The 25284-nt window shown below is 70.3% G+C and carries 23 protein-coding genes and 2 tRNA genes; 4 read left to right on the forward strand and 21 right to left on the reverse strand.

Annotated elements, in window-relative coordinates; genetic code table 11:
* The first annotated feature begins 369 nt into the window (after positions 1-369).
* Both OG488_RS12485 and OG488_RS12490 read left to right on the forward strand, forming a co-directional pair.
* On the forward strand, positions 370-1566 hold the full coding sequence (locus OG488_RS12485) for a hypothetical protein (RefSeq protein ID WP_443074213.1): 1197 nt from the start codon (positions 370-372) through the stop codon (positions 1564-1566).
* The gene (locus OG488_RS12490) at positions 1563-3137 is read left to right on the forward strand and encodes an NADH-ubiquinone oxidoreductase-F iron-sulfur binding region domain-containing protein (protein WP_329228759.1); all 1575 of its coding nucleotides are present in this window, start codon (positions 1563-1565) and stop codon (positions 3135-3137) included. The genes OG488_RS12485 and OG488_RS12490 overlap by 4 nt, the downstream gene beginning before the upstream one ends.
* A gap of 91 nt (positions 3138-3228) precedes the next feature.
* On the opposite strand, the gene OG488_RS12495 is transcribed toward OG488_RS12490, so the two are convergent.
* The 9 genes from OG488_RS12495 to OG488_RS12535 form a co-directional block, all read right to left on the reverse strand.
* A tRNA-Ala gene (locus OG488_RS12495) sits at positions 3229-3301 on the reverse strand.
* A 157-nt stretch (positions 3302-3458) separates the two neighbouring features.
* The gene (locus OG488_RS12500) at positions 3459-3692 is read right to left on the reverse strand and encodes a hypothetical protein (protein WP_014156331.1); all 234 of its coding nucleotides are present in this window, start codon (positions 3690-3692) and stop codon (positions 3459-3461) included.
* Between the two features lie 442 nt (positions 3693-4134).
* Positions 4135-4207, reverse strand: a tRNA-Ala gene (locus OG488_RS12505).
* Positions 4208-4323: 116 nt separating this feature from the next.
* Entirely contained in the window at positions 4324-4977 is a 654-nt protein-coding gene (locus OG488_RS12510) for a histidine phosphatase family protein (RefSeq protein WP_329238604.1), read from the reverse strand.
* A complete protein-coding gene (rsfS, locus tag OG488_RS12515; protein WP_329228761.1) occupies positions 4974-5405 on the reverse strand; it encodes a ribosome silencing factor in 432 nt (143 codons plus the stop codon). The genes OG488_RS12510 and rsfS overlap by 4 nt, the downstream gene beginning before the upstream one ends.
* Positions 5406-5465: 60 nt before the next feature.
* Positions 5466-7205, reverse strand: a complete 1740-nt coding sequence (locus OG488_RS12520) for an LCP family protein (RefSeq protein ID WP_329228763.1) — start codon at positions 7203-7205, stop codon at positions 5466-5468.
* A gap of 19 nt (positions 7206-7224) precedes the next feature.
* Positions 7225-7842 (reverse strand): nicotinate-nucleotide adenylyltransferase, encoded by a 618-nt coding sequence (gene nadD, locus OG488_RS12525; RefSeq protein WP_103514616.1) that lies wholly within the window; start codon positions 7840-7842, stop codon positions 7225-7227.
* 38 nt (positions 7843-7880) lie between these two features.
* Complete coding sequence (locus OG488_RS12530; protein WP_329228767.1) at positions 7881-8042, reverse strand: hypothetical protein; 162 nt, start codon at positions 8040-8042, stop codon at positions 7881-7883.
* Positions 8043-8126: 84 nt separating this feature from the next.
* On the reverse strand, positions 8127-8279 hold the full coding sequence (locus tag OG488_RS12535) for a hypothetical protein (RefSeq protein WP_329228769.1): 153 nt from the start codon (positions 8277-8279) through the stop codon (positions 8127-8129).
* A 111-nt stretch (positions 8280-8390) separates the two neighbouring features.
* On the opposite strand from OG488_RS12535, the gene OG488_RS12540 reads away from it, so the two are divergent.
* Positions 8391-9533 carry a M48 family metallopeptidase gene (locus tag OG488_RS12540; protein ID WP_329228771.1) on the forward strand — a complete coding sequence of 381 codons (1143 nt, stop codon included), beginning with the start codon at positions 8391-8393 and terminating at the stop codon, positions 9531-9533.
* Here the strand turns inward: OG488_RS12540 and OG488_RS12545 are convergent.
* The 5 genes from OG488_RS12545 to proB form a co-directional block, all read right to left on the reverse strand.
* Positions 9466-10587, reverse strand: a complete 1122-nt coding sequence (locus OG488_RS12545) for an SCO2583 family membrane protein (RefSeq protein WP_329228772.1) — start codon at positions 10585-10587, stop codon at positions 9466-9468. The genes OG488_RS12540 and OG488_RS12545 overlap by 68 nt on opposite strands.
* Positions 10588-11077: 490 nt before the next feature.
* Complete coding sequence (locus OG488_RS12550) at positions 11078-11677, reverse strand: SCO2584 family spore wall biosynthesis protein (RefSeq protein WP_329228773.1); 600 nt, start codon at positions 11675-11677, stop codon at positions 11078-11080.
* Between the two features lie 76 nt (positions 11678-11753).
* Positions 11754-13037 (reverse strand): glutamate-5-semialdehyde dehydrogenase, encoded by a 1284-nt coding sequence (locus tag OG488_RS12555; protein WP_329228775.1) that lies wholly within the window; start codon positions 13035-13037, stop codon positions 11754-11756.
* A 97-nt stretch (positions 13038-13134) separates the two neighbouring features.
* Positions 13135-13620 (reverse strand): hypothetical protein, encoded by a 486-nt coding sequence (locus OG488_RS12560; protein WP_329228777.1) that lies wholly within the window; start codon positions 13618-13620, stop codon positions 13135-13137.
* Between the two features lie 130 nt (positions 13621-13750).
* On the reverse strand, positions 13751-14869 hold the full coding sequence (gene proB / locus OG488_RS12565) for a glutamate 5-kinase (protein ID WP_329228779.1): 1119 nt from the start codon (positions 14867-14869) through the stop codon (positions 13751-13753).
* A gap of 307 nt (positions 14870-15176) precedes the next feature.
* On the opposite strand from proB, the gene OG488_RS12570 reads away from it, so the two are divergent.
* Complete coding sequence (locus tag OG488_RS12570; RefSeq protein WP_329228781.1) at positions 15177-16604, forward strand: polysaccharide pyruvyl transferase family protein; 1428 nt, start codon at positions 15177-15179, stop codon at positions 16602-16604.
* A gap of 96 nt (positions 16605-16700) precedes the next feature.
* Here OG488_RS12570 and rfbC read toward each other — a convergent pair whose 3' ends face one another.
* The 7 genes from rfbC to OG488_RS12605 form a co-directional block, all read right to left on the reverse strand.
* Positions 16701-17297, reverse strand: coding sequence for a dTDP-4-dehydrorhamnose 3,5-epimerase (gene rfbC / locus OG488_RS12575; RefSeq protein ID WP_329228783.1), 597 nt, complete (start codon positions 17295-17297; stop codon positions 16701-16703).
* Positions 17298-17390: 93 nt separating this feature from the next.
* A complete protein-coding gene (locus tag OG488_RS12580) occupies positions 17391-19391 on the reverse strand; it encodes a glycosyltransferase family 2 protein (RefSeq protein WP_329228785.1) in 2001 nt (666 codons plus the stop codon).
* A gap of 244 nt (positions 19392-19635) precedes the next feature.
* Positions 19636-20481, reverse strand: coding sequence for a hypothetical protein (locus OG488_RS12585; RefSeq protein WP_329228787.1), 846 nt, complete (start codon positions 20479-20481; stop codon positions 19636-19638).
* 232 nt (positions 20482-20713) lie between these two features.
* On the reverse strand, positions 20714-21592 hold the full coding sequence (gene rfbD / locus OG488_RS12590) for a dTDP-4-dehydrorhamnose reductase (RefSeq protein ID WP_329228789.1): 879 nt from the start codon (positions 21590-21592) through the stop codon (positions 20714-20716).
* Between the two features lie 146 nt (positions 21593-21738).
* Complete coding sequence (gene rfbB, locus OG488_RS12595; RefSeq protein ID WP_329228791.1) at positions 21739-22725, reverse strand: dTDP-glucose 4,6-dehydratase; 987 nt, start codon at positions 22723-22725, stop codon at positions 21739-21741.
* Positions 22722-23789: a glucose-1-phosphate thymidylyltransferase gene (locus OG488_RS12600; RefSeq protein WP_329228794.1), complete on the reverse strand. Its 1068-nt coding sequence runs from the start codon at positions 23787-23789 to the stop codon at positions 22722-22724. Before OG488_RS12600 ends, rfbB begins: the two co-directional genes overlap by 4 nt.
* A gap of 161 nt (positions 23790-23950) precedes the next feature.
* The gene (locus tag OG488_RS12605) at positions 23951-25189 is read right to left on the reverse strand and encodes a glycosyltransferase family 2 protein (RefSeq protein WP_329228796.1); all 1239 of its coding nucleotides are present in this window, start codon (positions 25187-25189) and stop codon (positions 23951-23953) included.
* Positions 25190-25284 lie beyond the last annotated feature (95 nt).

Below are 25284 nucleotides of genomic sequence, written 5' to 3' on the forward strand. Positions count from 1 at the left end.
TCGGGAATGATCAGCGCGGCTCGCTAAGCAGAAGGCGTACGGCACGCATGGCGTCAGGGTACCGCACGGGCCCGGAGCCCGGCCCGGCACATAGGCGACCCGACGTGCCGTGCGGGCCTCTCCGCGCCGGGATCGGCAGGCACGCCATCCGCACGGACCTTCCACATGACCCACACACTCCGGAGGTTACTCCGCGTACTGCCCTCTATCGGGGCAACAACTCAAACCTCGTACCGGCCGGTATACGGCGACCTAGCATGCGGCAACGGGACCGCTTTGCCGAACCATTCGGAGTCGCCCCCCATGAAGCCTCATCGCAGGATCCGTTCATCCCCCGCCCTGAGCCCCGGCCAAGGAATGAGCCGCCCGGTGCAGGGTGGGCTGACTGTCGCGGCGCTCGTCCTCATCCCTCTCCCGGCCGTCGCCGGGAGCGACACCACGCGTGCCGCGTTCGACTTCACCGCCGGTGTCCTGACGCTGGTCTCCCTCACCGCGGCGGTCGCCTGGGGCCTGCTGGCCACCGACCGGGTGTTCCTCTCGACCCGTCAGCGTCTGACCTGTCAGGGCATCCACCGCGCAGCCGCCGTCGCCTCACTCGGTTTCCTCCTGCTCCATGTCACCGTGAAGGTGGCCCTCGGGCACGTCGGCCTGATCGGCGCCCTCATACCGTTCGGCACCGGCGTGAGCGGCGCCGCCGGCCTCATCGGCTTCGGTTCACTGGCCGGACTGCTGATGATCACGACGGCGGCGACCGGCGCCGTGCGCAGCGCCTTCGCCACCCCGGGCAGGATCGCCGGCCGCTGGAGGGCGCTGCACGCGCTGGCCTACCCGGCCTGGTGTTCCGCGCTGGTGCACGGGCTGTACGCGGGCCGGCAGGCCGCGACCTGGGTCGTCGTGATGTACATGCTCTGCCTCACGGGGGTGGCCGCGGCACTCGCCCTGCGTCTTCTGCCCGCCCCCGCCAAGCGCCTGCTCACCGGTCTGGTCGCGGGCCTCATCGCCCCGGAGGCCTCTCCGTCCGCCTCGGACCCGGTCATACGCCCTTCCCCGCCCCCCGGGCCGGAACACGTCGCCGCGCCGTCCGGCCGGGGTCTGCCTCCCGAGGCGCCAGGCTGGGGCGATGACGACCGCGGTATACGCGGCACCCCGGTCCGCCCCCGGACGCTGGCCGCACCGGCGCCCCCCGCGTACGAACCATCGGCGTACGCGTCACCTGCCTACGGGCAGCCGCCGTACGACCCCCCGCCGTACGAGCCCCCGCCGCGCGGTTCCGACCGGCTGGCCCCGGAGCACGGCCCGGCCCCCGCGCCGGCACCTTCGGCGGACTCCCGGACCGGGATCTCGGCCGCGTACCGGGCCGTCGCCCGCCCCTCGTCCGGACCGGCCCGGACGCCGGACGGCCGCTGGCCCGCCCCGTCCCCCGCACCACCCGCGCAGACGCTCAGGGCCGCCTACACCCCGTACCCGCCTCCCGTCTCCGACCAGGAGACCGAACAGCTGCCGGGTCCGCTCTTCCCGCCCTCGGCGGGAGAACCCTGGCACGCACCAGCAGGAGACCGACCGTGAACGTCCCCCTCCCCGACGTGCCGGAGGTCCGCGTCGTCGGACTCCCCCAGCTGACCACCGGCTTCGACCTCGTGGAACGCCTCGACCTCGCCATGCACCTGAAGGTGCACGGCCCCCTCGAACCGATGACGGGTGAGCGGCTGGCCGAACTGGCCGAGTCCGTCTCCCTGCGCGGCCGAGGGGGCGCGGGATTCCCCTTCGGGAAGAAACTGCGCGCCGTCGCGAAGGCATCCATACGCCGCGGGGTGCGGCCCGTCGTCGTGATCAACGGCAGCGAGGGCGAGCCGGCCTGCCGCAAGGACACCGTGCTGCTCAACCGCGCGCCGCACCTCATCCTCGACGGCGCCCTGCTCGCCGCCGAGGCGCTCGGCGCCCGCACCCTGGTCGTGGCCGTCACCCGCAACTCCACGGAGATCTCCGTGCGGACCGCCCTCGCCGAACGCGGCCTGTCCGACCGCCGCGGCCAGCATCTGCGCGCCCGGGTCGTGCGCACCCCGGAGCGCATGGTCTCCGGGGAGGCCTCGGCGGTCATCCGGGCGGTGAACGGCGGCCCCGCCCTGCCCCCGGGCCGTCGCGAACGGGCGGCGGAGTCCGGCGTCGCCGGGGCCCCGACCCTCCTGTCGAACGCGGAGACCTACGCACAGCTCGCGGTCGCCGCACGGCTCGGCGCACGGCGCTACGGCCACACCGGCCTGTCCGACGAGCCCGGCACGGTCCTGCTCACCGTCTCGGGGGCCGTGGCGCGTCCGATGGTGATCGAAGTGCCCACCGGAGTGCCCCTGCGCTACGTCCTGCAACTGGCCGGCGCTCCGCCCCTCCCTCAGGGCGTGCTCACGGGCGGCTACCACGGCAACTGGATCGATGCGACGGCCTCGCACGACGCCGTGGTCTCCAGAGCCTCCCTGGCCGCGGCGGGCGGCGCGCTCGGGGCCGGCGCCATCCTGCCGATCGGGCCGGAGACCTGCCCGCTCGGTGAGTCCCTGAGAATCGCGAACTGGCTGGCCGCGGAGACCGCGGGCCAGTGCGGCCCCTGCAAGCTGGGGCTGCCGGCGGCCGCCGGCGGCCTCTCCGACGTGCTGAACGGGGGCGGTCCCGCCGCACTGGAGGCGCTGCGTGAGGTGACCCAGGCCGTGAAGGGCCGCGGGGCGTGCAAACACCCGGACGGATCCGCCCGTTTCCTGGCATCCACCCTCTCGGCATTCACGGACGACCTCGCCGCACACGTGCTCGACGGAGGCTGCGGACGGGAGACGCTCGGGGTTCTTCCGTTGCCCTCCCCCGGCTACGAGGACCTGGAGGAGTCCATCCCGAGCGGCGAGAAGCTGGCGGTGGACTGGACCCTCTGCCAGGGGCACGGCCTGTGCGCGGACATCGTTCCCGAACTGATCAGGCTGGGTCCCGACGGCTATCCGGCACTCGCGGACGCCGCCGTTCCGGTGCATCTGCGGGGCCGGGCCCAGCGCGCCGTACGGCGGTGTCCCGCCCTGGCCCTCCGTATCGAACAGGCACCCGCCGAGCGTCCCGCGCTCCCGAGCGCGGGACGCCGGGCGCTGGGCAGCGGACGGGGCTGACCGCACACGCCCCGGACCGGTGAACCGCCCAGGGGCGACGGAGACAACGAGAAGCGGCTCATCCGATTTCGGATGAGCCGCTTCTTCACTGTGGAGCTAAGGAGAATTGAACTCCTGACCTCCTGCATGCCATGCAGGCGCTCTACCAACTGAGCTATAGCCCCGTGCTGATCGCCGCCCGGTTTCCCTGGCGACATCGAGAACATTACACGGTCCCCCCGGCCCATCAAAAATCGTTTCCGGTCGGCCCCGATATGCCCGGTCGGCTCCGCCCTGACCAGCGGTTGCCCGGGGCGCAGCCGGCCGGCCCGGAGTACCCCGTCAGGCCGTGGCGAAGGAGTAGAACCGCTTCAGGGTGCAGTGCTCCTCCAGGAGCCGGCCGTAGATCGGCTCCCCCTCGAGCTCGCGGTACGTCTCGATGGGGTCGCCTTTTATGATCAGCGCCCGCGCGCACTCCTCGCACCAGTACTGGAACTCCGTGTTGACGGGGTCCATGTCCCTGACGATGGGCGTACCGCTGCCGCACCAGTCGCACTTCCGCCTGTGTGCACCCATCCGGTCAGCTCCGAGGGCGGCGGCAGGCCGTACACGCGAAGGAGCTCTCCCGCGAGGTGCCGGGGGCCTGGGTCGCGGTGGGGATGTGGGCGCCGGCGGAACGGCGGGTCGCGGTGGGGGCAAGGGGCGGGCCCGGGGCCCGTACGCGGCTCGCAGGCATCGCGCTCCCTCCCGATCGGTCCGTCGCCCCCTCCGGCGCTCCGATTCTGCCATGGAGCCGCAAGGGGGTCAGCCCGACGACAGCCCCGCAGCCCGCCTTTGTCCTGAACGAAGGGCACGGGACGCGCCCGGCGTACCTGCGAAGACGCACCCGGAGCACCCCGTCGGCCCTTGTCCCAGGCGGGCCACGGCAGTTGAGACACGATCGGCACGGGTCGCGGCTCCGGATCCGCACAGTCGGCAAAAAAAATCCCGCCCCCTGCCGGGGACGGGATCTTGACTGTGGAGCTAAGGAGAATTGAACTCCTGACCTCCTGCATGCCATGCAGGCGCTCTACCAACTGAGCTATAGCCCCGCTGTTCGCTGTGTTTCCCTGCGTTTCCGCGCTGCGAACAAGAAGAACTTTAGCCTGCGACGAGCCGGAAAGTGAAATCCGGCCCCGGCTGCCCGGAGACGATCTCCGGGCCCCCGTCAATCGTCGTCCCCGAGCACCGGTTCGGGGAGAGTCCCCGCGTTGTGCTCGAGCAGGCGCCAGCCGCGCGCGCCTTCGCCCAGCACGGACCAGCAGCAGTTGGAGAGCCCGCCGAGCCCCTCCCAGTGGTGCGCCTCGAGGCCGAGCAGACGGCCGATGGTCGTCCGGATCGTGCCGCCGTGGCTCACGACGACGAGCGTGCCCGCGTCGGGCAGCTTGCCGGCGTGCGCCAGAACGACCGGGGCGGCCCGGTCGGCGACCTCGGTCTCCAGCTCGCCACCGCCCCTGCGGACGGGCTCACCGCGCTTCCACGCGGCGTACTGCTCCCCGTACTGCTTGACGATCTCCTCGTGCGTGAGGCCTTGCCAGGCTCCCGCGTACGTCTCGCGCAGCGCGGAGTCGTGGGCGACGTCCAGACCGGTCACCGAGGCGAGCTCGGCGGCGGTGGCCGCTGCCCGCCGCAGGTCGGACGCCACGATCGCGTCCGGCTTCAGCGAGGCGAGCAGCCGGGCGGCACGACGGGCCTGTTCGACGCCGGTGCCGGTGAGCTCGATGTCCGTGGAGCCCTGGAAGCGACGCTCGAGATTCCACGCCGTCTGGCCGTGACGCCAGAGGACGATCTTGCGGCCCCTGCCGCTGCCGCTGCCGTTCAGCTCTGTTCACCTTCCGTGCCGCCGTTGAGCTGGGCGTGCTCCTCGGCCTTGCCCCGGGTCTTGACCGCGTCCTCGGGAAGGGCGATCTCGGGGCAGTCCTTCCACAGCCGCTCGAGCGCGTAGAACACGCGCTCCTCGCTGTGCTGGACGTGGATGACGATGTCGACGTAGTCGAGGAGGATCCAGCGGGCGTCGCGGTCGCCCTCGCGGCGTACCGGCTTGGCGCCGAGCTCCTTCTGGAGCCGCTCCTCGATCTCGTCGACGATCGACTTGACCTGGCGGTCGTTGGGAGCCGAGGCCAGCAGGAAGGCGTCGGTGATCGACAGCACATCGCTGACGTCGTAGGCGATGATGTCGTGCGCGAGCCGGTCGGCCGCCGCCTGGGCGGCGGCGTTGATGAGCTCGATGGAGCGGTCCGTGGCGGTCACATGCAGGCTTTCGTCGGCGGTCAGATCGACCTCTAGGGTCTCACGGACCGCCGACAGCCCTTACGACGTCTGCTCGGGGATCTTGTAGTCCTGCCCGAGGGCCACGGACACGTCGGCGTTCGCGGCCGGCTCGCCCTTCTTCACCGCGCTCTCCGGAAGGCCGAGGGTCTTGGCGACCTCGACCGCCTTCGCCTTGTCCTCCGCGGTCCCGTAGACCACCTGGGACGAGGCCGCGGCGGCCGCCTTGCCGCCGTCGACGAAGGCGTATCCACCGTTGACCAGCTGGACCCTGGCGGCCTCCGTACCCTTCGTGTCCCCCGTGGCGTTCTTGATGCCGACGCGGACGGCCGCACCCTGGTCCGGGGCCTTCACCTTGCCGCCGAGGACGTCCTTGACGACGCTCGCGGTGGCCTTCTCCGTGAGGGTTCCGTCGCTCTGCACGGGGAGCAGTTCCGTCTTGTAGGCCCCCACCTTGGCGTGCCCGGCGAGCTTGGCCAGGGAGGCACCGAGGTCCTGCTCCGGCAGGGAGGGGTCGAGGATCTGCGCGAGGGTCTCGATGGTGACGGTCGCGGCCTTGGGATCCTCCGACAGCTTGCGCAGCACGCTGCGCATCACCTGTCCGAAGCGCATCAGCTGCTTGGTCTCCGGTTCGCCCGCGCCCTGGTAGGTGGCGTACGCGACGGCCATCTGGCCGCTCAGCGTCTGCCCCTCGCCCTTGCGTACGAGCGGCGCGGCGCCCTTCTTCGTGTCGGGCACGTCCGTGTCGGTGTCCACCTCGATGTTGCCCACGAGCTCGACGAGGTTCTCGAGGTACGGGGTGTCCAGCCGCCACGTGCCGCTGATGCTGGTGCCGAGCAGGGTGTCGATCGACTCACGGGTGCCGGTGGAGCCGTCGTCGTCGACCGACGTGCCGAGTGTGGTGGTGGAACCGTCGTCCGCCGCCACGGCCAGCGAGTTGGGGAGCAGGACGGTGGTGCCCTGCTCGGTGGTGACGTTGTCGACGAGCAGCGCCGTGGAGGTGCCGCCCTTCTTGGTGTTGTGCAGGTGGACCACGATGACGTCGCGCTTCTGCGGTCCGGTCGCCGTGGCGCCCTTCTCGTCCTGCCCCGAGACTCCCGGGATCTTCCCGGCGAACCAGAGGTAGCCCGCTCCACCGACGATCACGAGGGCCACCACGACTATCAGCGCGACCATCCGGTTGCGCCCGCGCCGGCGTGCTTCCTCGCGCCGCTCGCTGCGGCTCTCGGTGAACTTCAGCCAGTCGATGACGTCTTCGGAGTCCTCGTCGGGCTCCTCGATGAAGGAGAACTGCTCGGTCCGGTAGTCGCGGTCGGCGCGGCGCGGTCCGGGGACGGCGGCGTCGGCGGCCGGCTCGGGCTCGCTGCGCGGCTCCGGCACCGGTGGCGGCGGTGCGGCCGCCGGTGCCGCAGGCGCCTGGGGCGCGTTCCACTGCTGGGTGGAACCGTCGACGGCTGTGCCGCCGGCGTCCTGGCCGTACGTGCCGTAGGTGCCGTAACCGCCGTCGTCGTACCCGTAGCCCTGCTGCTGCGTAGGCTGCGCCTCCTGCTGCGTGTACTGGGCGGTGTAGGGGTCGTACTGCTGCTGCGTACCGGCGTACGGGTCGTAGCCGTAACCCTGCTGCGGTTGCCCGTCGTGCTGGGGCTGCTGGGGCTGCTGCTGGGCGTACGGGTCGTACTGCTGCTGCCCCTGCTGCTGATAGACCGGCTGCCCGTACTCGTCGTAGCCGATGATCTGCGGCTGCTGCTGGTACGGGTCGTACGGGTTCTGTCGGTCGTTCACAGGTGCCCCTCTGCGTGGCTCATTCGCCGCGGTACAGCTGGCGCTTGTCGATGTAGCGGACGACACCGTCCGGCACCAGGTACCAGACCGGCTCCCCCTGGGCGACCCTGGCACGGCAGTCCGTGGACGAGATCGCCAGCGCGGGCACCTCCACCAGCGAGACGCCGCCCTCGGGCAGCCCGTCGTCCGTCAGCACATGACCCGGCCGGGTCACACCGATGAAGTGGGAGAGGGAGAACAGCTCCTCGGCGTCCCGCCAGGTGAGGATCTGGGACAGGGCGTCGGCGCCGGTGATGAAGAAGAGGTCCGCGTCGCCGTGGGCCGTCCGCAGGTCCCGCAGCGTATCGATCGTGTAGGTCGGACCGCCACGGTCGATGTCGCTGCGGCTCACCGAGAACTGCGGGTTGGACGCGGTGGCGATGACCGTCATCAGATAGCGGTCCTCGGCCGGGGACACCTGCTTGTGGCTCTTCTGCCACGGCTGCCCGGTCGGGACGAAGACGACCTCGTCGAGGTGGAAGTGGGCGGCCACTTCACTGGCCGCCACCAGGTGTCCGTGATGGATCGGGTCAAAGGTCCCGCCCATCACGCCGAGTCGGCGCTTGGCCCGGCCGGTAGGCACTTCCTGCTCTCCCATGCGTGCAGACCCTACTGGCACAACCGTTCGCCTCTGCTTCAGCGGTCTCGGTTGAAGCGGGTGGTGATCCACAGCAGGAGCAGCAGCACGACGAACGCGCCGCCACCGGTGAGGTACGGGCTGAGGCTTTCGTGGTTCCCACCCTGCTCGCCTTCGGCGGCGAGGGTGACCAGCTGGTGCGCGGTGCTCGAGAGGCTCATCTTCTGCAGGACCTATCCATCGGGAATCAGGAGGGAGACGTCGCGCACATCGTATGCGGGCGTCGTGGGCACGCTCACGCCGACTCAGTCGTTGTTGTCGTCGTTGCGGTATCCACGAAGCAGGAACCAGGCGAGCAGTGCGGCTCCGACGAGCGAGACGAGCAGCACGATACGAAGGGTGTCGCCCGGTCCCTGGTCCTCGGACACGGCGGCGAGCATGACGGCGGTATGCGGCATTCCGGGCGCTCCTCAAAGTTATCCACAGCCCCCCGCACACCGTAGCGCCAGCACATACGCTGGCTTTTGCCAGGGGGACGAGCGACGTCTCGTACGAACAGGGGGCCATCCATGACCGACGCCAGTCACGAGAGCGTGCCGAGCAGGCACCGCAAGCGATTTCCGGGCATCTCCTCCCGGGCCTACGAACACCCGGCGGACCGCTCGGCCCTGGTGGCCCTGCGCAAGCTGACCGGTTTCGACACGGTGTTCAAGGCGCTGAGCGGCCTGCTTCCCGAGCGCAGCCTGCGGCTGCTCTTCCTGTCGGACTCCGTCCGGGTGAGCGACGCCCAGTTCGCCCATCTCAACGACATGCTGCGGGATGCCTGTTACATCCTGGACCTGGAGAAGGTCCCGCCGATGTACGTCAGCCAGGACCCGCGGCCCAACGCCATGTGCATCGGCCTCGACGAGCCGATCATCGTGGTGACGACCGGGCTGGTGGAGCTGCTCGACGAGGAGGAGATGCGGGCCGTCGTGGGCCACGAGGTGGGCCACGCGCTCTCCGGCCACGCGGTGTACCGCACGATATTGCTCTTCCTCACCGGTCTCGCGCTCAAGGTGGCGTGGATCCCGCTCGGCAACGTCGCGATCATGGCGATCGTGACGGCGCTGCGCGAATGGTTCCGCAAGTCGGAGCTGTCCGCCGACCGGGCCGGTCTCCTGGTGGGGCAGGATCTGCGGTCCTCCATGCGCGGACTGATGAAGATCGCCGGCGGCAACCACCTCCACGAGATGAATGTGGACGCCTTCCTCGCCCAGGCCGAGGAGTACGAGAAGGGCGGCGACCTCCGCGACTCCGTGCTCAAGATCCTCAATGTGCTGCCCCGCTCGCACCCGTTCACGACGGTCCGGGCCGCGGAGCTGAAGAAGTGGTCGGAGACCCGGGACTTCCAGCGCGTCATGGACGGCCACTACCCCAGGCGCGACGAGGACAAGGACACGTCGGTGACGGACTCCTTCCGTGAGTCCGCGGCGCACTACGCCGACACGGTCCGCACCAGCAAGGATCCGCTGATGAAGCTCGTCGGTGACATCGCGGGCGGTGCCGGCGACCTCGGCGGCAAGCTCCGCGACAGGTTCACCGGCGCGGGCGGCAGCGCCGGCGCGGGCGGTGCGGCCAAGGGCGGCACACCCTCGTCGGACACTACGGGCGGCTCCGAGGGGACCTGGCGGCGTCCGGAGCCCGGAGAGGACCCGGATCCGGGGAACTGACGGCCAGCGTGCCGCAGAGCGCCGCCGTGGGTACGCCCGTGGCGTACGGATCGGTGCCTGACGGGCCCCGGGCGGCCGCCCGCTCTCCGGCGAGCAGCGGGCGCAGGACACCCGTGGCCGCGGCCGAGCAGGACTGCGGGCCGGCCTGGACGTAGGCGTTGCGGACCTCCAGCCGGTGGAGCCGGATGTCCTCGCGGTCGAGCAGGAAGTGCAGGACCCTCCGCACGGTGAAGAGCGAGGCCCCGTCCGCCCGGTGGGGTCCGGGAGCGGCGGGCCGCAACACGTAGGTGAAGGTGTGGTCGGACACCACCTCCAAGGTGTCCGCCCCCGTCTCCGCGTAGGAGAGGGTGCCCCGGACCCGGATGTCGGGAGCCGCCAGTTCCACCTCGGCCGGGTCGAAGCGCACCAGCCAGCCGATGGCGCTGTCCTCGCCGCCGTCGGCCGGTGTTCCCACGCTCCTGTCGAACTGCGCCGTCTGGTCCGGATCGAGCAGGCGCCCCACCGGCCGGACCACCCCGCCGGTGAGCACGTCGGGGTCGAGCGAGGAGTTCACCAGGTAGTCCTTGACCGTCGTCAGGGCCATGGTCACCTGGCTGTCGGAGAAGTTCTTCGTCCGTCGGACCGGCGGCAGATTGATGCCCGAGGCGCCGCTGCGGTGGCCCGTGGCCGGACCGTCGGCGAGGAGCGACACCGCGGTCCCTCCCGGTACGGGCCCCTGCGGGGCGAGGGGGATCACCGTGGTCCGGAGCGGTTCGGCGCGTCTGCCGACGGGCGTCGGATAGGGGTTGCGGAAGCCTGTGTAGACGGCGGTGGCGAAGGCCAGCACGATCAGCACGACGAGGGCGATACCCGCCCGGGAGTGGCGCCGGCGGGAGCCGCGGCGCGGGAGGGAGCGTACGGCGCGCGCGTGCTCGCCCATGCGCTCCTGGGCCGAGAACTCCTGCAGCCGGGCAGCGCGCACGAACGATTCGTCGAAGACGAGTGAGCGGTACTCGTCCTCCCCGCCCGAGGGGTTCTCGGACGGCCCTTCCGGCGGTTCTCCGCGGCCTGTCATGGCTTCTCCCGATCTCCGCGCCACCGGCGGGGGTGGCACTGGGATCCGCGTCAGCAGTTCGGCGTCGGGCGGACCTGTCCGTCACGGGTGAGACACAGGGACGTGTGGCTTGCCCTCCCCCCGGGGACGGGGACGGGAGGAGGAGTCACAGGGTCATACCTTCAGAGTGGGTCGATCGTCATCACGGTAAACGCCCCGCAGGTGGGAGCGCAGGTGGAGCGCCGCCGGGCGAGGAGTCCCCGGGGTGTGAGCGGCCCGTGCCGGGGCCGCTCCCGGCCGAGGCGCCGGAACCACCGCGCGGCCGGGGCCGTCGCGTCGTAGAACCCGCGCGCCCCACCGGACTGTCCCTCACAGCGACCGGCGGGCACGGAGCGGCCGGTGTGCGGCCGCACACCGGCCGAGCCCGCTGCACCGCCGCAAGCTCACGCCACACAGCCGGAAGCCGGTCCCGCCACGCCGCCCGAGCCCCGAGCCCTCGCCGGGGTGACGCTCAGGGCGTGCGGGGGACGGCGGAGACCGCGGGGCGCGAGTAGTCGGCCGAGGCCGAGGGGGCCGTGCCAGGCCGGTCGACACCACTCGTCACCGGCGGCGGCACCTGGCCCTCCTGGTCGTCCCCCGCACCGCGGTACACGGCGCTGAAGGCCAGCGCCACCATCCCGATGCCCATCAGCAGCGCGAGCAGCCACGCGACCGGCCGGTGCCAGCGAGCGGCACCCCGGTACGGGCGCAGGGAGCCGCCATGACGCCCGTACGGGCCGTTGTCGTCCTCGTGGGCGCTGTAGGACCCATCGGGGTCGAAGGGGTCCCCGAAGGCCCTCTCGCGGCCGTACACGCCGTCCGGCCCGTAGTCGTCGTCGTAGAGGTCGTCGTCCAGGGAACCGGCGCCCGAGCGGGCGCGGCTCGCCTCCGCCTCGGCCCGGGCCTGCGCGGCGGCCAGCAGCCGCTCGACGGCGGTGGGTTCATGGATCTCGGCGGACCTGACGAAGTCCTCGTCGAACACCACGGAGGCGAAGTCCTCGTCCGCGCCCCCGCGGTCGTCGTCGGGCTCCCAGCCGTCCGGGAACGGCCTGCCCCCCACGTCGTCCGGCACAGCTTCAGCGTAGCCCCGGCGGGGCGATTTGGGCAGGAGTCCACGAACTCGCCCCCGCCCCGCCGGAGCACGGGGCCTAACGGATGTGGCCGTCCCCGGTGACGATGTACTTGGTGGACGTCAGCTCCGGCAGCCCCATCGGCCCGCGGGCGTGCAGCTTCTGCGTGGAGATGCCGATCTCGGCGCCGAACCCGAACTGGCCGCCGTCCGTGAAGCGCGTGGACGCGTTCACGGCGACCGTCGTGGAATCCACCAACTGGGTGAACCGGCGGGCCGCGGCCTGCGAGGTGGTGACGATCGCCTCGGTGTGGCCGGAGGACCAGAGCCGGATGTGCGCCACGGCGGCTTCCAGGGACTCCACGACCGCCGCCGCGATGTCGTAGGAGAGGTACTCGGTCTCCCAGTCCTCCGGCGTCGCCGCCACCACGGTGGCCTTGGACCCCTCGGCGTGGGCGAGCACCCGCTCGTCGCCGTGCACGGTGACCCCGGCCTCGGCCAGCGCGTCCAGGGCCAGCGGCAGGAAGTCCGCCGCGATGTCCTTGTGGACCAGGAGGGTCTCGGCGGCGTTGCACACGCTCGGCCGCTGCGCCTTGGAGTTGACCAGGATCTCGACGGCCATGCCGAGGTCGGTCTGCGCGTCGACGTACACGTGGCAGTTGCCCGTACCGGTCTCGATGACGGGGACCGTCGACTCCTCCACGACCGTACGGATCAGGGAGGCGCCGCCGCGGGGGATCAGTACGTCGACGAGCCCGCGTGCCCGCATCAGTTCGCGCACCGAGTCGCGGTTCTCCCCGGGGACGAGCTGCACCGCGTCCGCCGGGAGGCCGGACCCGCCGACGGCGTCCCGCAGGACTCTCACCAGTGCGCTGTTCGAGGCGTACGCCGAGGAGGATCCGCGCAGCAGCACCGCGTTGCCCGACTTCAGGCAGAGCGCGGCAGCGTCGACCGTCACGTTGGGCCGCGCCTCGTAGATGATGCCGACCACGCCGAGCGGCACCCGCACCTGCCGCAGGTCGATGCCGTTGGGGAGGGTGGAGCCGCGGACCACCTCGCCCACCGGGTCGGGGAGCGCGGCCACGTCGCGGGTGTCCGCGGCGATCGCACGGATCCGTTCCGGGGTGAGCGTGAGCCGGTCGACGACCGACTCGCTCGTCCCCGCCTCCCTGGCCTTCGCGACGTCCTCGGCGTTGGCCTCGACGATCTCGTTGGTGCGTACCTCGAGGGCGTCCGCGATCGCCAGCAGGGCGTCGTCCTTCGCCGCGCGCGGGAGTGGCGCGATGTCGTCGGCGGCGGCGCGTGCCCGGTAGGCGGCCTGGGCGACCGGGGACATGTTGTCGTACGGCGAAAGCGTGGTCATGCCCGCAGGGTAGTGCGCCCACTGCGGGCATCCGTCACGTATCCCGTGATGCGAGACGGGCGTATCGGCGCCCGTGCACCCGGTACGACGCACCCGGTCAGTACGGGTGCACCCCGACCGGGGCCGCCGGTGGCGGACCGTAGCCCTCGGCGATGCGCAGGTGGTAGGTCTCCCGGTCGATGACCTCGAGACCGACGATCTCCCAGGGCGGGAGCTTCGCACTGGAGCGGTGCTCACCCCACAGCCGCAGCGCCACCGCCGCGGCGTCGTGGAGGTCCCGGGCCTCTTCCCAGTAACGGATCTCCGCGTGGTCGTTCGCGTACCGGCTGGTCAGCAGGAAGGGGTGGTCGTGCGCCAGTTGCTCGAGCCCACGCCTGACCTCCTTCAGCGGTGTCTCGCTGCCGGAGACGCTGAGGGTGATGTGCCACAGCTTGGAGCGGGTCCGTTCCTCCTCCGTCACCACCGGTTCCTGCTCGAGGGTCTGGTCGGTGGGTGCACCGACGTAGTCGGCCCCCGCTCCGACACTGGTCAGGGCGCGGCTGCCCGTTCCGCGGGGTGGTGCCCCCGGGCGCGCTCGTCTCACCGGCGGCCTCCTGTGAATGCGTAGCTGTGCTGACCCCTCTGTGTCCCCGGGACAAAGTTGACCAGCCCGGGGCCCGGTGTGGGGCGGTTTTCGTGAAGGTCTCCGCCCGAAGGCTGGACTTTCAGCCGTTTCAGGGGGCGGTGCGGGGCGTGAGGACGACGAGATCGTCCCTGTGTACGACTTCCCGTTCGTAGGCGGGGCCGAGCTCGCGCGCGAGGTCGCGGGTGGACCGGCCGAGGAGCTGGGGGATCTCCTTGGAGTCGAAGTTGACGAGCCCGCGGGCGACGGCCCGGCCGGTGGTGTCCCGCAGCTCGACCGGGTCCCCCGCCGAGAATTCGCCCTCGACCGCGGAGATCCCGGCGGGCAGCAGGGAGGTGCGGCGCTCGACGACGGCCCGCACGGCTCCGTCGTCGAGGGTGAGCGCACCCTGCGGGGTGGAGGCGTGGGCCAGCCAGAGCAGCCGGTCCGCGGAGCGGCGCCCCGTTCGATGAAAGTACGTGCCGGTGTCCCGCCCGGCGAGGGCGTCGGCGACATGGCTCGCCGAGGTCAGGACGACCGGGATCCCCGCGGCGGTGGCGATCCGGGCCGCCTCGACCTTCGTGACCATGCCACCGGTGCCGACGCCGGCCTTCCCCGCGCTGCCGATGGTGACGCCTTCCAGGTCGGCCGGTCCGCCCACCTCCGCGATCCGGGAGGTGCCCGGTGTGCTCGGGTCACCATCGTAGAGGCCGTCGACGTCGGACAGGAGCACCAGGAGGTCGGCGTGGACCAGATGGGCGACGAGCGCGGCGAGCCGGTCGTTGTCGCCGAAGCGGATCTCGTCGGTGGCCACCGTGTCGTTCTCGTTGACCACGGGGAACGCGCCCATCTCGAGCAGCTGGTCCAGCGTGCTGTAGGCGTTGCGGTAGTGGGCGCGCCGGCTGGTGTCGTCGGAGGTGAGGAGCACCTGTCCGACCCGTACGCCGTACCGCGCGAAGGAGGCGGTGTAGCGCGCCACGAGCAGCCCCTGGCCGACGCTGGCGGCCGCCTGCTGGCGGGCCAGGTCCTTGGGCCTGCGGACGAGTCCCAGGGGGGCGAGGCCCGCCGCGATGGCACCGCTGGAGACGAGGACGATCTCGCGCTCCCCACCGCTCCTGACCTTGGCGAGCACGTCGACCAGCGCGTCCACCCGGTCCGCGTCGAGCCCTCCCGAGGCCGTGGTGAGGGAGGAGGAGCCGACCTTGACGACGATCCTGCGGGCGTCGGTCACGCCTGGCCTGCGCCCCGCCCCTCCGTCGGAGGGCGTGCGGAGCACACCTTCGGAGTCACCTGCCGCGCCTTGAGATGCCCTTGCCCCTGACACGTACGCCCGCCCCCCCATCACGTCGTCCTGCTCCGTCCTCTCAATCTACGCGAGCGACCATGCCGGGCACCGGGCCGTCTCAGCTGCTGTCACGACCCGGTCCGGCACGCGCCGGCGGCACGGAAGGACCGTGGTGGGCGACTGACCGACATGCGCCCGAATGGAGTCATTTACGTAATCTCCACGAGCCGTTCATCGGGCTACCCTCTTTTATGTGACAGATGAACCGACCCGCAAGAAGCGCATTCTCCTCAGATCAGGCAAAAGCCCCTTCGATGTGGCTTCGCTCGAACAGTCCCTCCACAGAGATGTCTTCGCGACCAACGCGGGCAACCTGATCTTCAGTGACGCGGCGCACAAGATTCTGACGACTCCGCGGGCCGAGGTCTTCTCCAACGGCATCCGCACGGATCCGTCGGCGGCCGACCGCATAAACGAGGAGTTCGACGCGTTCGTCGTTCCGCTGGCGAACGCGTTCCGTCCGACCTTCGAGCGGCCCCTGAAGCGGATGACGCAGCTGATCAAGAAGCTGCGTATTCCCGTCGTCGTCCTGGGTGTCGGCGCGCAGGCCGACCTCAAGTACGACGCGGCCCGGCTGAAGCCCATGGAGCCGACGGTCAGGGAATTCGTCACAGAGGTGCTCAACCGCAGCGCGTCCATCGGCGTGCGGGGAGAGTTCACCGAGCAGTACCTGAAGAACATGGGCTTCCGGGACGTCGAGGTCATCGGCTGCCCGTCCATGTTCATGAACGGCGAGACGTTCACGCTCGAGAAGAAGTCCGAGTCGCTCACCGCGGAGTCCCGCATCTCGGTGAACGGCTCGCACAGCGCCGTCCGTTCGCACGGCCTCGACGCCATCATCCGCCGGGCCCACGAGCGCTACCCGCATCTCCGGTTCGTCGGGCAGAACCTCCTCGAGGCCGAGCTGCTCCACTGGCGGGAGACGTCGAACCCGATCGGCGCCCAGACCTCGATGCCGACCCACCCGTCGCACCCGATGTACCGCGAGGGCAAGGTCCGGCTGTACATCGACCCGGCCACGTGGATCGAGGAGCTGCGCGCGTTCGACTTCTCGTTCGGCTCCCGCATCCACGGCAACATCGCGGCGCTGCTGGCCGGGGTCCCGAGCACCGTGCTCTGCAGCGACTCGCGGACGCTGGAGCTCTGCCGGTACTTCGGCATCCCGCACCGCAAGATCTCCGAGACGCCCAGGAACATCGACCCCGCCGAGCTGTACGAGGCGGCGGACTTCGGCGACCTGGTCAACGGCCACAAGGAGCGGTTCCTCCGCTTCACCGGCTTCATGGAGAAGAACGGCCTGGAGAACACGTTCCACCACGGCGACAGCGGCAAGGCGTTCGACGCGCTGCTCTCCAAGCGCGCCCTGCCGGCCGCCGTCCGCCCGTGGACCGGGACCGACCCCGATGAGATGAGCAGCCGTTTCAGCTTCATGAAGAGCCGGATGGAGGAGCTCGCCGAACAGAACGCGCTCCTGCTCAGCCAGCTCGAGGGGAAGAACGGCCGCGCGATCAACATCAAGCTCCAGGGCGGCGACGGAGCGACCGCGTGGCCGTCCGCCTACCGGCGCGCCCGGCGCGTGGTGGGGCGCCCGGTCCGCAGGCTGCTGCGACCGGAGCAGTAGCCGGCGCTCCCGCCGCCCCGCGCGTGCCCCGGGCCTGGCCCTGAGGGACCGCCCGGGGCGTGGGGCGGCGCGGCGGCCGCCCCACGCCTCGCCCGGTCAGCGTGCGCGCAGCTCTCCCCTGAAGGACACGCAGTCCTCGTACCGGGGCAGCAGACCCTGCTCCTCCGCCTCGGCCAGGGTCGGGGCCTGCTCGTCCTTCGGGGAGAGCAGAGGGGTGATGCCCTCGGGCCAGGTGATGGCGAGCCCGGGGTCGAGCGGGTTGATGCCGTGCTCCCGCTCGGGGGCGTACCCCTCGGAGCAGAGGTACACCACGGTGGCGTCGTCGCTCAGGGCGAAGAAGGCGTGGCCCAGCCCTTCGGAGAGGTACACGGCGTGGTGGTCCACGTCGTCGAGCCGCACGATCTCCCACTGCTTGTACGTCGGGGAGCCGACACGGATGTCGACGATGACGTCGAGGACCTCGCCCCGGACGCACTTGACGTACTTCGCCTGGCTCGGCGGTACGTCCGCGTAGTGGATGCCACGCAGCGTGCCACGCCTGGACACCGAGCAGTTCGCCTGGACGAGGCTGAGGTCCTGCCCCGTGGCGGTACGGAAGTCCGCGCCACGGAACCACTCGTGGAAGCTGCCGCGGTCGTCGGGGAACACCTTCGGCTCGTGAACCCAGGCGCCTTCGATGGACAGAGGTCGCATACTTTTCTGCTTCTTTCTCGACTGACGTTTCCGTGCTCCCGGAACGCGTCCGCCAGGCGCCGGGAGCGGCCGGTGGTCCTGGCGGACGGCCCCTCAGCCGAACAGGCCGCGCTTGAGCCGGCCCGCTACGCGGCTGGGGAAGCTCTTCTTCTTCCTGGCGGCGGGGACGGGCACCACGACGGGGGCCGGCGCCGCACTCGGGGTACCGGCCGCTCCCACGGTGACGGTGCCGTCGGCCGCGATCAGGAGGGCGGTGGGGAGGGAGGTCCACCGCGGCTTGCCGCGCCGTGCCGACGGCAGGCCCAGACCCATGTCCCAGGTGTGTCCCGGCAGCAGTCCGCCGGGCAGTTCCGCGGTGAGGACGGTGCCCGCCGGACCCTCGGTGAGCACACCTTCGGTACGGACCGCCGGGACACCCGCCGCCTTGAAGCGCAGGGCGACCGTCCCGGCGTCCGCGGCGGTGTCCGCGACGACGGGCAGCGGGAGCTCGACGCGTCCGCCGCCGAGCTGGACGTCCGCCGGGGCGAGCACCCGCACGTCCCGGTCGATGCGGCTGGTGGCGAGGTCGACGTCGAGGGAGAGGTTGCCGTGCGGCTCGGTCCAGTAGGGCAGGACCACCCGGTGGGGGGTGCCGCTCAGAGCGCCGAGCCGTCCCTTCTCGACGTCGTCGGAGCGCGTCGAACCCAGCCGGGCCTCCTTCACCCATCCGCAGGAACTGATCCGGACGAGGATGTCCCAGATGCCCGTGCCGAGGGGTGCGCCGTTGGCGGCGGTCTCCGGATCGATCGTCGCGACGGCCCGCAGCTCCTGCCGGAACGTGGTGCCGCCCTCGACCGGGACGCGCTCCCTCGTGAACTCGACGGGCTGGAAGAACTCCGCGGCGGTGGAACGTTCCCGCACGACCAGGTCGACCTTGGACTTGTCCACGGGCGCCAGGGTGCTCACGCCGAGACCGGCGACGGTGGCCAGTGTCTCCGCGGCGAGCGGCGGGTCGAGCAGGTCCTCGCCGCCTTCCGAGCGGAAGGTCATCGGGGTGTCCGACACCTGGTACTCGGCGGTGAAGCCGACCTTCAGCGAACCGCCGTCCCAGCCGAGGCTCTCGAGGCGCCCCGTGGGCCTGATATCCGCCTCCCAGCGCGCCAGCTCCTCGATGTCGGCCAGGCGGTCGTCCACGACGAGGGCCGCGACTATCTGCTGGGTGGGCTGCATGCCGGCCGCGACGCCCGGCCCGAAGCGCTCGGTGACCACGCCCCGGATCGCGGTGAAGATCTCCTGGCGGTAGTCCTCGGGAAGGCTCAGCAGCCGCTTGCCACGCAGCCGCTCGACCATCTCGTTGCGCAGCCAGCGGCGGAAGAGGCTGTCACGGAGCGCGCCCGGTTCCGTGTACTTCTCGACGATGTCCAGCGCTTCGCGGAGGTTCCCGTAGTAGCCGGCGGGGTCGAAACGCTGGAAACCCGCGTTCGAGGCGTCCTCGCGCTTGATGTGGTAGTAGCACAGGTAGTCGCTGAGGACGGAGATGTTCGCGGCCCGGAGGTAGGTCTCCACGACGAAGACATGGTCCTCGAGGCGCCTGCGTCCCTCACGGAACCTGATGCCGTTGCTCTCCAGGAACTCCCTGCGGAACATCTTGTGCGGGGTCAGGCTGTCCATCAGCGGGGCGTTCGAGACACTGGCCCGGGGGCGGTTGACCCGGAAGAGCTCCACCGGCACCGGGCGGCCCTTGCCGGCCATCTTGCCGATGACGACGTCGGCCTCGTTCTCGACCCCGTAGCGGTACATCCGCTCCAGCGCCTCGTCACCGAGCCAGTCGTCGTTGTCGACGTACATGACGTACTCGCCCCGGGCGGCGGCGGTCCCGACGTTGCGGGGCTTGCCCGACCAGCCCGACGACTCCTGATGGATGACCTGGATGTTCGGGTGCGCGGCGGCGATCTCGTCCAGGCGGGCGGGGGTGGCATCCGTCGAGCCGTCGTCGACGAAGATCGCCTCGTACTCGTCCTCCGGGAGGCTCTGCCTCAACAGTGCGGAGATGCAGTCCTCGATGTACTCACCCGGGTTGTACACGGGAATGACGACGCTGACCTTGACGGACATGCAGAACCTCATTTGGTTATCAGAGAGAATCGGCGCCGTAGCCCACCCGGAACGCCCGCCGGTCAGAATATATCGAGAGCGAAGAGGCCTTACACGAGGCGATGTGCGGTAATCGCCCGCACACAGCAGGTGACCGGTCGGCGGGACCCGGCGACCTCCGGATCACCGGACCCCGAAACCCCTCGGGAGAATTTCGGGGCCCGGCAGGCTCCATGAATGGACGCCGGGCGTCCGGTACACGAATTCAGCGCTTGGTGCTCTCCTGGCTGTAGCGCTTCTTGAGCACCCGCTCCTTGTTCGTGCCTTCGGCGTTCTTACCCTTCTCGATGATGACCAGGTTGTGGTAGAAGTGCATGCCCACAATGTTGAGATCGGTGTACGACGGCTCGTAGTCGACATCCACGAACTCTTCGTAGTTCAGTCCGTCGGCGAGCTTTTTCAGCATCGACATACTGGTCTTCGGGTCCTCGCGGTCCTCGCTGCCCTGCCATTCCGGCCAGTACGAGGTCTGCGTGTCCTCGACCGCGTAGATCCCGCCGTCGCGGAGCAGCGGGAAGAGCGTCTCGAACGTCGTGAGGATGTGCGGGCTGAGATGGCTTCCGTCATCGATGATGACGTCCAGCGTGCCGATCTTCGAGGCGACACCGACGAGGGATCCGGGATCCGACTGATCACCGATGAAGGTCGTGATCCGCTCCTCGTCGACGAACGACTTGTCCTGGATGTCCATCCCGTAGATTTTCGCGTTCGGGAAGAAGTGCTTCCACATGCGCAGCGAAGCGCCGCCCTGGCCGGCCCTGCTGTAACCGCCCACACCGATCTCCAGCAGGTTGATGGAGTCATCCTTCAGATGCTGGAGGTGGCGCTGGTAGTGCTGCGCATATCGGTGGGTCCCCCATTTGTCCGTCCTGAAATGCTTGGCGAGCTTGCACAGGTCGCCCGAGATCGCATCGATTCCTACGGGCGCCGCAGGACGGGGAGCGGGAGCGGGCGTACCCGCGAGTTTCCTCCGGTAGCGGCGCAGCTGCTTCCACCCCGCCTCACCGACGATTTTCCTGACCATCCTCTTTGCAGCCGTCTGTGTTGCCATGGTACGGATCCCCTTCCGCGTGCGGAACACTGTTCAGGCGTCACGATGGTGGATGTGGCACCCGAAGTCCGGCCGAGGTGCGGTTCAGGAATCCAGGGGTGCAGATCCGTTTCGCCCGGCCCCCGTGACCCGGAAACAGACTGCGCGCCGAAAGCCCTTTCGCCTTGCGTCGACCGGCCCGATTGGCGTTGAACCTACTGGGTCCGGGCGACCGTCGGCAATCATCTGAAGGTCATCGGGCCCCGCGCAGATCCGGAAAGGCCTCGGCGAGCGCCTCCCGCCAGTCCCTGATGGGCTCGATGCCCGCCGACGCCCAGCGATCGTGCCCCAGAACGCTGTACGCGGGGCGGGGTGCCGGCCGGGCGAAAGCCGCGCTGGTGGTCGGGCGGACACGCTCCGGATCGGCACCCAGCAGCTCGAAGACGGCACGCGTGTAGCCGAACCAGGTCGTCTCGCCACTGCTGGTGCCGTGGTAGACGCCGGCCGGTGCCGTTCCGGCCAGGGCTCCCTGCCCGAGACGCACGAGACGGTCGGCGAGGTCGACGGTCCAGGTGGGCTGCCCGAGCTGGTCGTCCACGACGTCCAGCGTGTCCTTGACGCCTTCGAGCTTGATCATCGTGCGGGCGAAGTTGCCTCCTCCCGCGCCGTAGAGCCAGGCGGTCCGTACGACGTATCCGGTGCCGGGCAGCAGGGAGAGCACCGCCTGCTCACCGGCCAGCTTGGTGCGTCCGTACGCGCTGCGGGGCGCCGTGGGTGCGTCCTCCCCGTAGGGCTTCCCGGCCGTCCCGTCGAACACGTAGTCGGTGGATACCTGGAGCAGGACGATTCCGCGCTCGGCGCAGATCTCGGCCAGGAGGCGCGGGCCGTCGCCGTTGATGCGCAGCGCCTCGGCCTCCTGGGCCTCGGCGTCGTCCACCGCCGTCCATGCGGCGCAGTTGACGATCACGGCGGGGTCGCGCTCCTCGACGGCCCTGCGCACATCCGCCGCATCGGTGATGTCCAGGGCCTTGCGGTCCAGGCCCACGGTGGACTCGCCGTCCCGGGCCAGCCGGGCCAGGACATCCTGTCCGAGCATTCCGCCCGCGCCCGTGACCAACCAGCTGCTGCTCATACCGCATCCTGTCTCTACGTTGTGCCTGTTGCATGACCGCGGGCCGGCGCGCTCGCGCCGGCCCGGCGTGGGGCGGAGCCGGGGCCCGGGGCCCCCGCCGGACGGCTCCCCGCCGCTCGACGGCCGGGGCCGGTACCCCGCCGGGCCTACAGTGCCGCCCGGTCCTTGAGCGGCTCCCACCAGGCGCGGTTGTCGCGGTACCACTGCACGGTCTCGGCGAGGCCCGTGGCGAAGTCCTTCCGGGGCTCGTAGCCGAGCTCCTCGCGGATCTTCGTGCAGTCGACGGAGTAGCGGCGGTCGTGACCCTTGCGGTCCTCGACGTAGGTGACGCTGGTCTCCCAGTCGGCGCCGCAGGCGTCCAGGAGCAGCCCGGTCAGCTCCTTGTTGGAGAGCTCCGTGCCACCGCCGATGTTGTAGACCTCGCCCGCACGGCCCTTGGTGCGGACGAGCTCGATGCCCTGCACGTGGTCGTCGATGTGCAGCCAGTCGCGCACGTTGGCGCCGTCGCCGTAGAGCGGCACCGTCCCGCCGTCCAGGAGGTTCGTGACGAAGAGCGGGATGACCTTCTCGGGGAAGTGGTGGTGCCCGTAGTTGTTGGAGCAGCGGGTCACCCGCACGTCGAGGCCGTGCGTGCGGTGGTACGACAGGGCGATGAGGTCGCTGGACGCCTTGGCCGAGGAGTACGGCGAGTTGGGCTCCAGCGGGTGCGTCTCGGGCCAGGATCCCTCGTCGATCGACCCGTAGACCTCGTCCGTCGAGATGTGCACGAAGGTCTTGACGCCGGCCAGGTGCGCGGCGTGGATCAGGGTGTGCGTACCGACGACGTTCGTGCGGACGAACTCGGCGCCCCCGTCGATGGAACGGTCCACATGCGACTCGGCGGCGAAGTGCACCACCTGGTCGTGCTCGGCCATCAGCTTGCCGACCAGCTCGGCGTCACAGATGTCACCCTGCACGAAGGCGAAGCCCGGATGGTCACGGACCTCGTCGAGATTGGCCGGGTTGCCCGCGTACGTGAGCTTGTCGAGGACCGTGACGGCGACGTCACCCGGCCCCTGGGGGCCCAGCACGGTACGGACGTAGTGGGAGCCGATGAATCCGGCCCCGCCGGTCACCAGGATGTTGGTCGTCATGAAGAGATCTGCACCTTGCTGTGGTCACCGAGCACGAGCCGGTGGGCGGAGGGGTTGCGGGGCGCGGGGGTCACTTCGACGTCCCGGCCGATGAGCGACGCCTCGACGCGGCGCACGCCGGAGATGGAGGCGCCGCGCAGGACGATGGAGTACTCGATCTCGCTGTCCTCGATCCGGCATCCCTCCGAGACCGAGGTGAACGGACCGACGTAGGAGTCGCTGATGACCGCGTCGGCTCCGATGATCACCGGGCCGACGATGCGGCTGCTGGTGACGCGGGCCCCCGCCTCGATCCGCACCCGTCCGATGATCTCGCTGCTCCCGTCGACCGTTCCCTCCGTGGAGGGCTTCAGGGTCTCCAGGACGGAGCGGTTGACCTCCAGCATGTCGGTGACGTTGCCGGTGTCCTTCCAGTACCCGGAGATGGTCGTGGAGCGGACGTCGCGCTGCTGGTCGATCAGCCACTGGATGGCGTGGGTGATCTCCAGCTCGCCGCGCCAGGACGGCCCGATCGCACGCACGGCCTCGTGGACGGCCGGCGTGAAGAGGTAGACGCCGACGAGTGCCAGATCGCTCTTCGGTTCCTTCGGCTTCTCCTCGAGCGAGGACACCCGTCCGTCGGCGTCGAGCTCGGCGACGCCGAAGGCCGTCGGGTTCGGGACCTTCGTCAGCAGGATCTGGGCGTCGGGCCGGTCCGAGCGGAACTCCTCGACCAGTCCGGCGATACCGCCGACGATGAAGTTGTCACCGAGGTACATCACGAAGTCGTCGTCACCCAGGAAGTCGCGCGCGATGAGCACGGCGTGGGCGAGGCCACGGGGTTCGTCCTGCGGGATGTACGTGACGTCGATGCCGAGGGCGGAGCCGTCGCCGACCGCTTCCCGGATCTCCGGTGCCGTGTCGCCGACGATGATGCCGACGTCCGTGATCCCGGCCTCCGCGATGGCTTCCAGCCCGTAGAAGAGCACCGGCTTGTTCGCCACCGGGACCAGTTGCTTGGCCGACGTGTGCGTGATGGGGCGCAGACGGGTGCCCGCCCCACCGGAGAGTACGAGAGCCTTCACGTTGTTCCTGTCCCGATGATGATATGTAGGTCCTGTAAAAGACCTTGAATATTGTGCGAGTTTATCTCTGCGTTGCCCGCAGTTCGTCCACCAGGCCACGCCGGAGGGCGTGAACGACCCTCCCGGTGCGGCGTGTGGGCTACGGACGGCCGGTCCCGGCCTCAGCCGACGCTCAGGCGCGCTCGCCAGCCACGGATCTCCCTGCGCAGCCGTCGTACGGCGCGCCGCACGGTGGACGGCTGCTCCGGTGCGGGCGACGGCGTGCGCTTCGGCCTCTTGACCCGGTCGCCGCCGTGCCAGTCGGGCACGGTGACCTGGTAGTCGGAGTCCCGGAGCCCGGCACTCGCGTCCCGGAAGTGGGGATACGCGAGGAAGAGCTTGTCGCCCTTCTCCGAACGGACCAGCTCCGGGACCTCCTTGGACCGGAGGAACGTCAGGACGTCGGACAGCAGGTCGAGGCGGCCGTGCGCGACGCAGGCGAGCCGCAGCCGCTCGGCCACCTTGATCCGGCGGGCCACACCGTCCGTCCAGTACGTCCGCATCAGCGGGGCGGCGAGTTCCATCTTGTGGCGCTGCTCGTCCGCCGGCTGCTTCAGGAGACCGGGGCCGAACTGCTGGAGCATCCCGACCGTGAAGGGCCTGACCATGAGGTGGTCGCGCTTCGGCCCGGCCGGTTCCAGCCTGTGGATGAGCGCCATCATGGCTTCCGCCGAGTCGAAGCGCAGAGTGTAACTGCCCCGCTTGGTGGCGTGCTTGCCGTCGTCGCGGCCGACGAGGTGATAACAGGTGTAGTCGGCGATGACGGAGACGCCCGCGCCGCGCAGGTAGGCCTCCATCGTGAAGAGGGCGTCCTCACCGGTCCTGAGCCCCTCGTCGAAACGCAGGCCGATACGTTCCAGCAGTTCACGCCGGAAGAGCTTCTGTGCGCTGAGCGTGTAAATGACCTTCGACCGGTGGACGTCGACGCGCTCCTCGGTCCGCGCCCACATCGACTTGGGCGCTCCCCTGTTGACGCCCACCACCTTGCCGAGCACCACATCGGTGCCGGCCCGGTCCCCCATCGCGACCATCCGCTCCAGGGCTTCCTCGCCGAAGTAGTCGTCCGCGTCGAGGAAGAAGACGTACCGGCCGCGGGCGAGGCCGAGGCCGACGTTGCGGGGGCCGCTGGGACCTCCGGAGTTCTCCTGGCGGACGACGCGCGTCTCGATGGCGGTCCGGGCGGCGAACTCCTCCAGGTACTCCCCCGTACCGTCGGTCGATCCGTCGTCGACGGCCACGATCTCCATGCGGCCGGCCGGAAGCGTCTGCGCCTCCACGGATTCCAGGCAGCGGATCAGGTACGGCATCGCCTCGTAGGCGCCGATGATCACGGTCACATCTGGTGCGGTGGTGGTGCCCATCTCTCCCCGGTTCATACAAAAACGTACTCATCAGGAGAAACGATGGAACGACGGCACACGCCCCGTTCCCGGCACGGACACGCCGAACGGCCCGT

The sequence above is a fragment of the Streptomyces sp. NBC_01460 genome (genome assembly GCF_036227405.1).
In the GTDB taxonomy this organism is placed as follows: domain Bacteria; phylum Actinomycetota; class Actinomycetes; order Streptomycetales; family Streptomycetaceae; genus Streptomyces.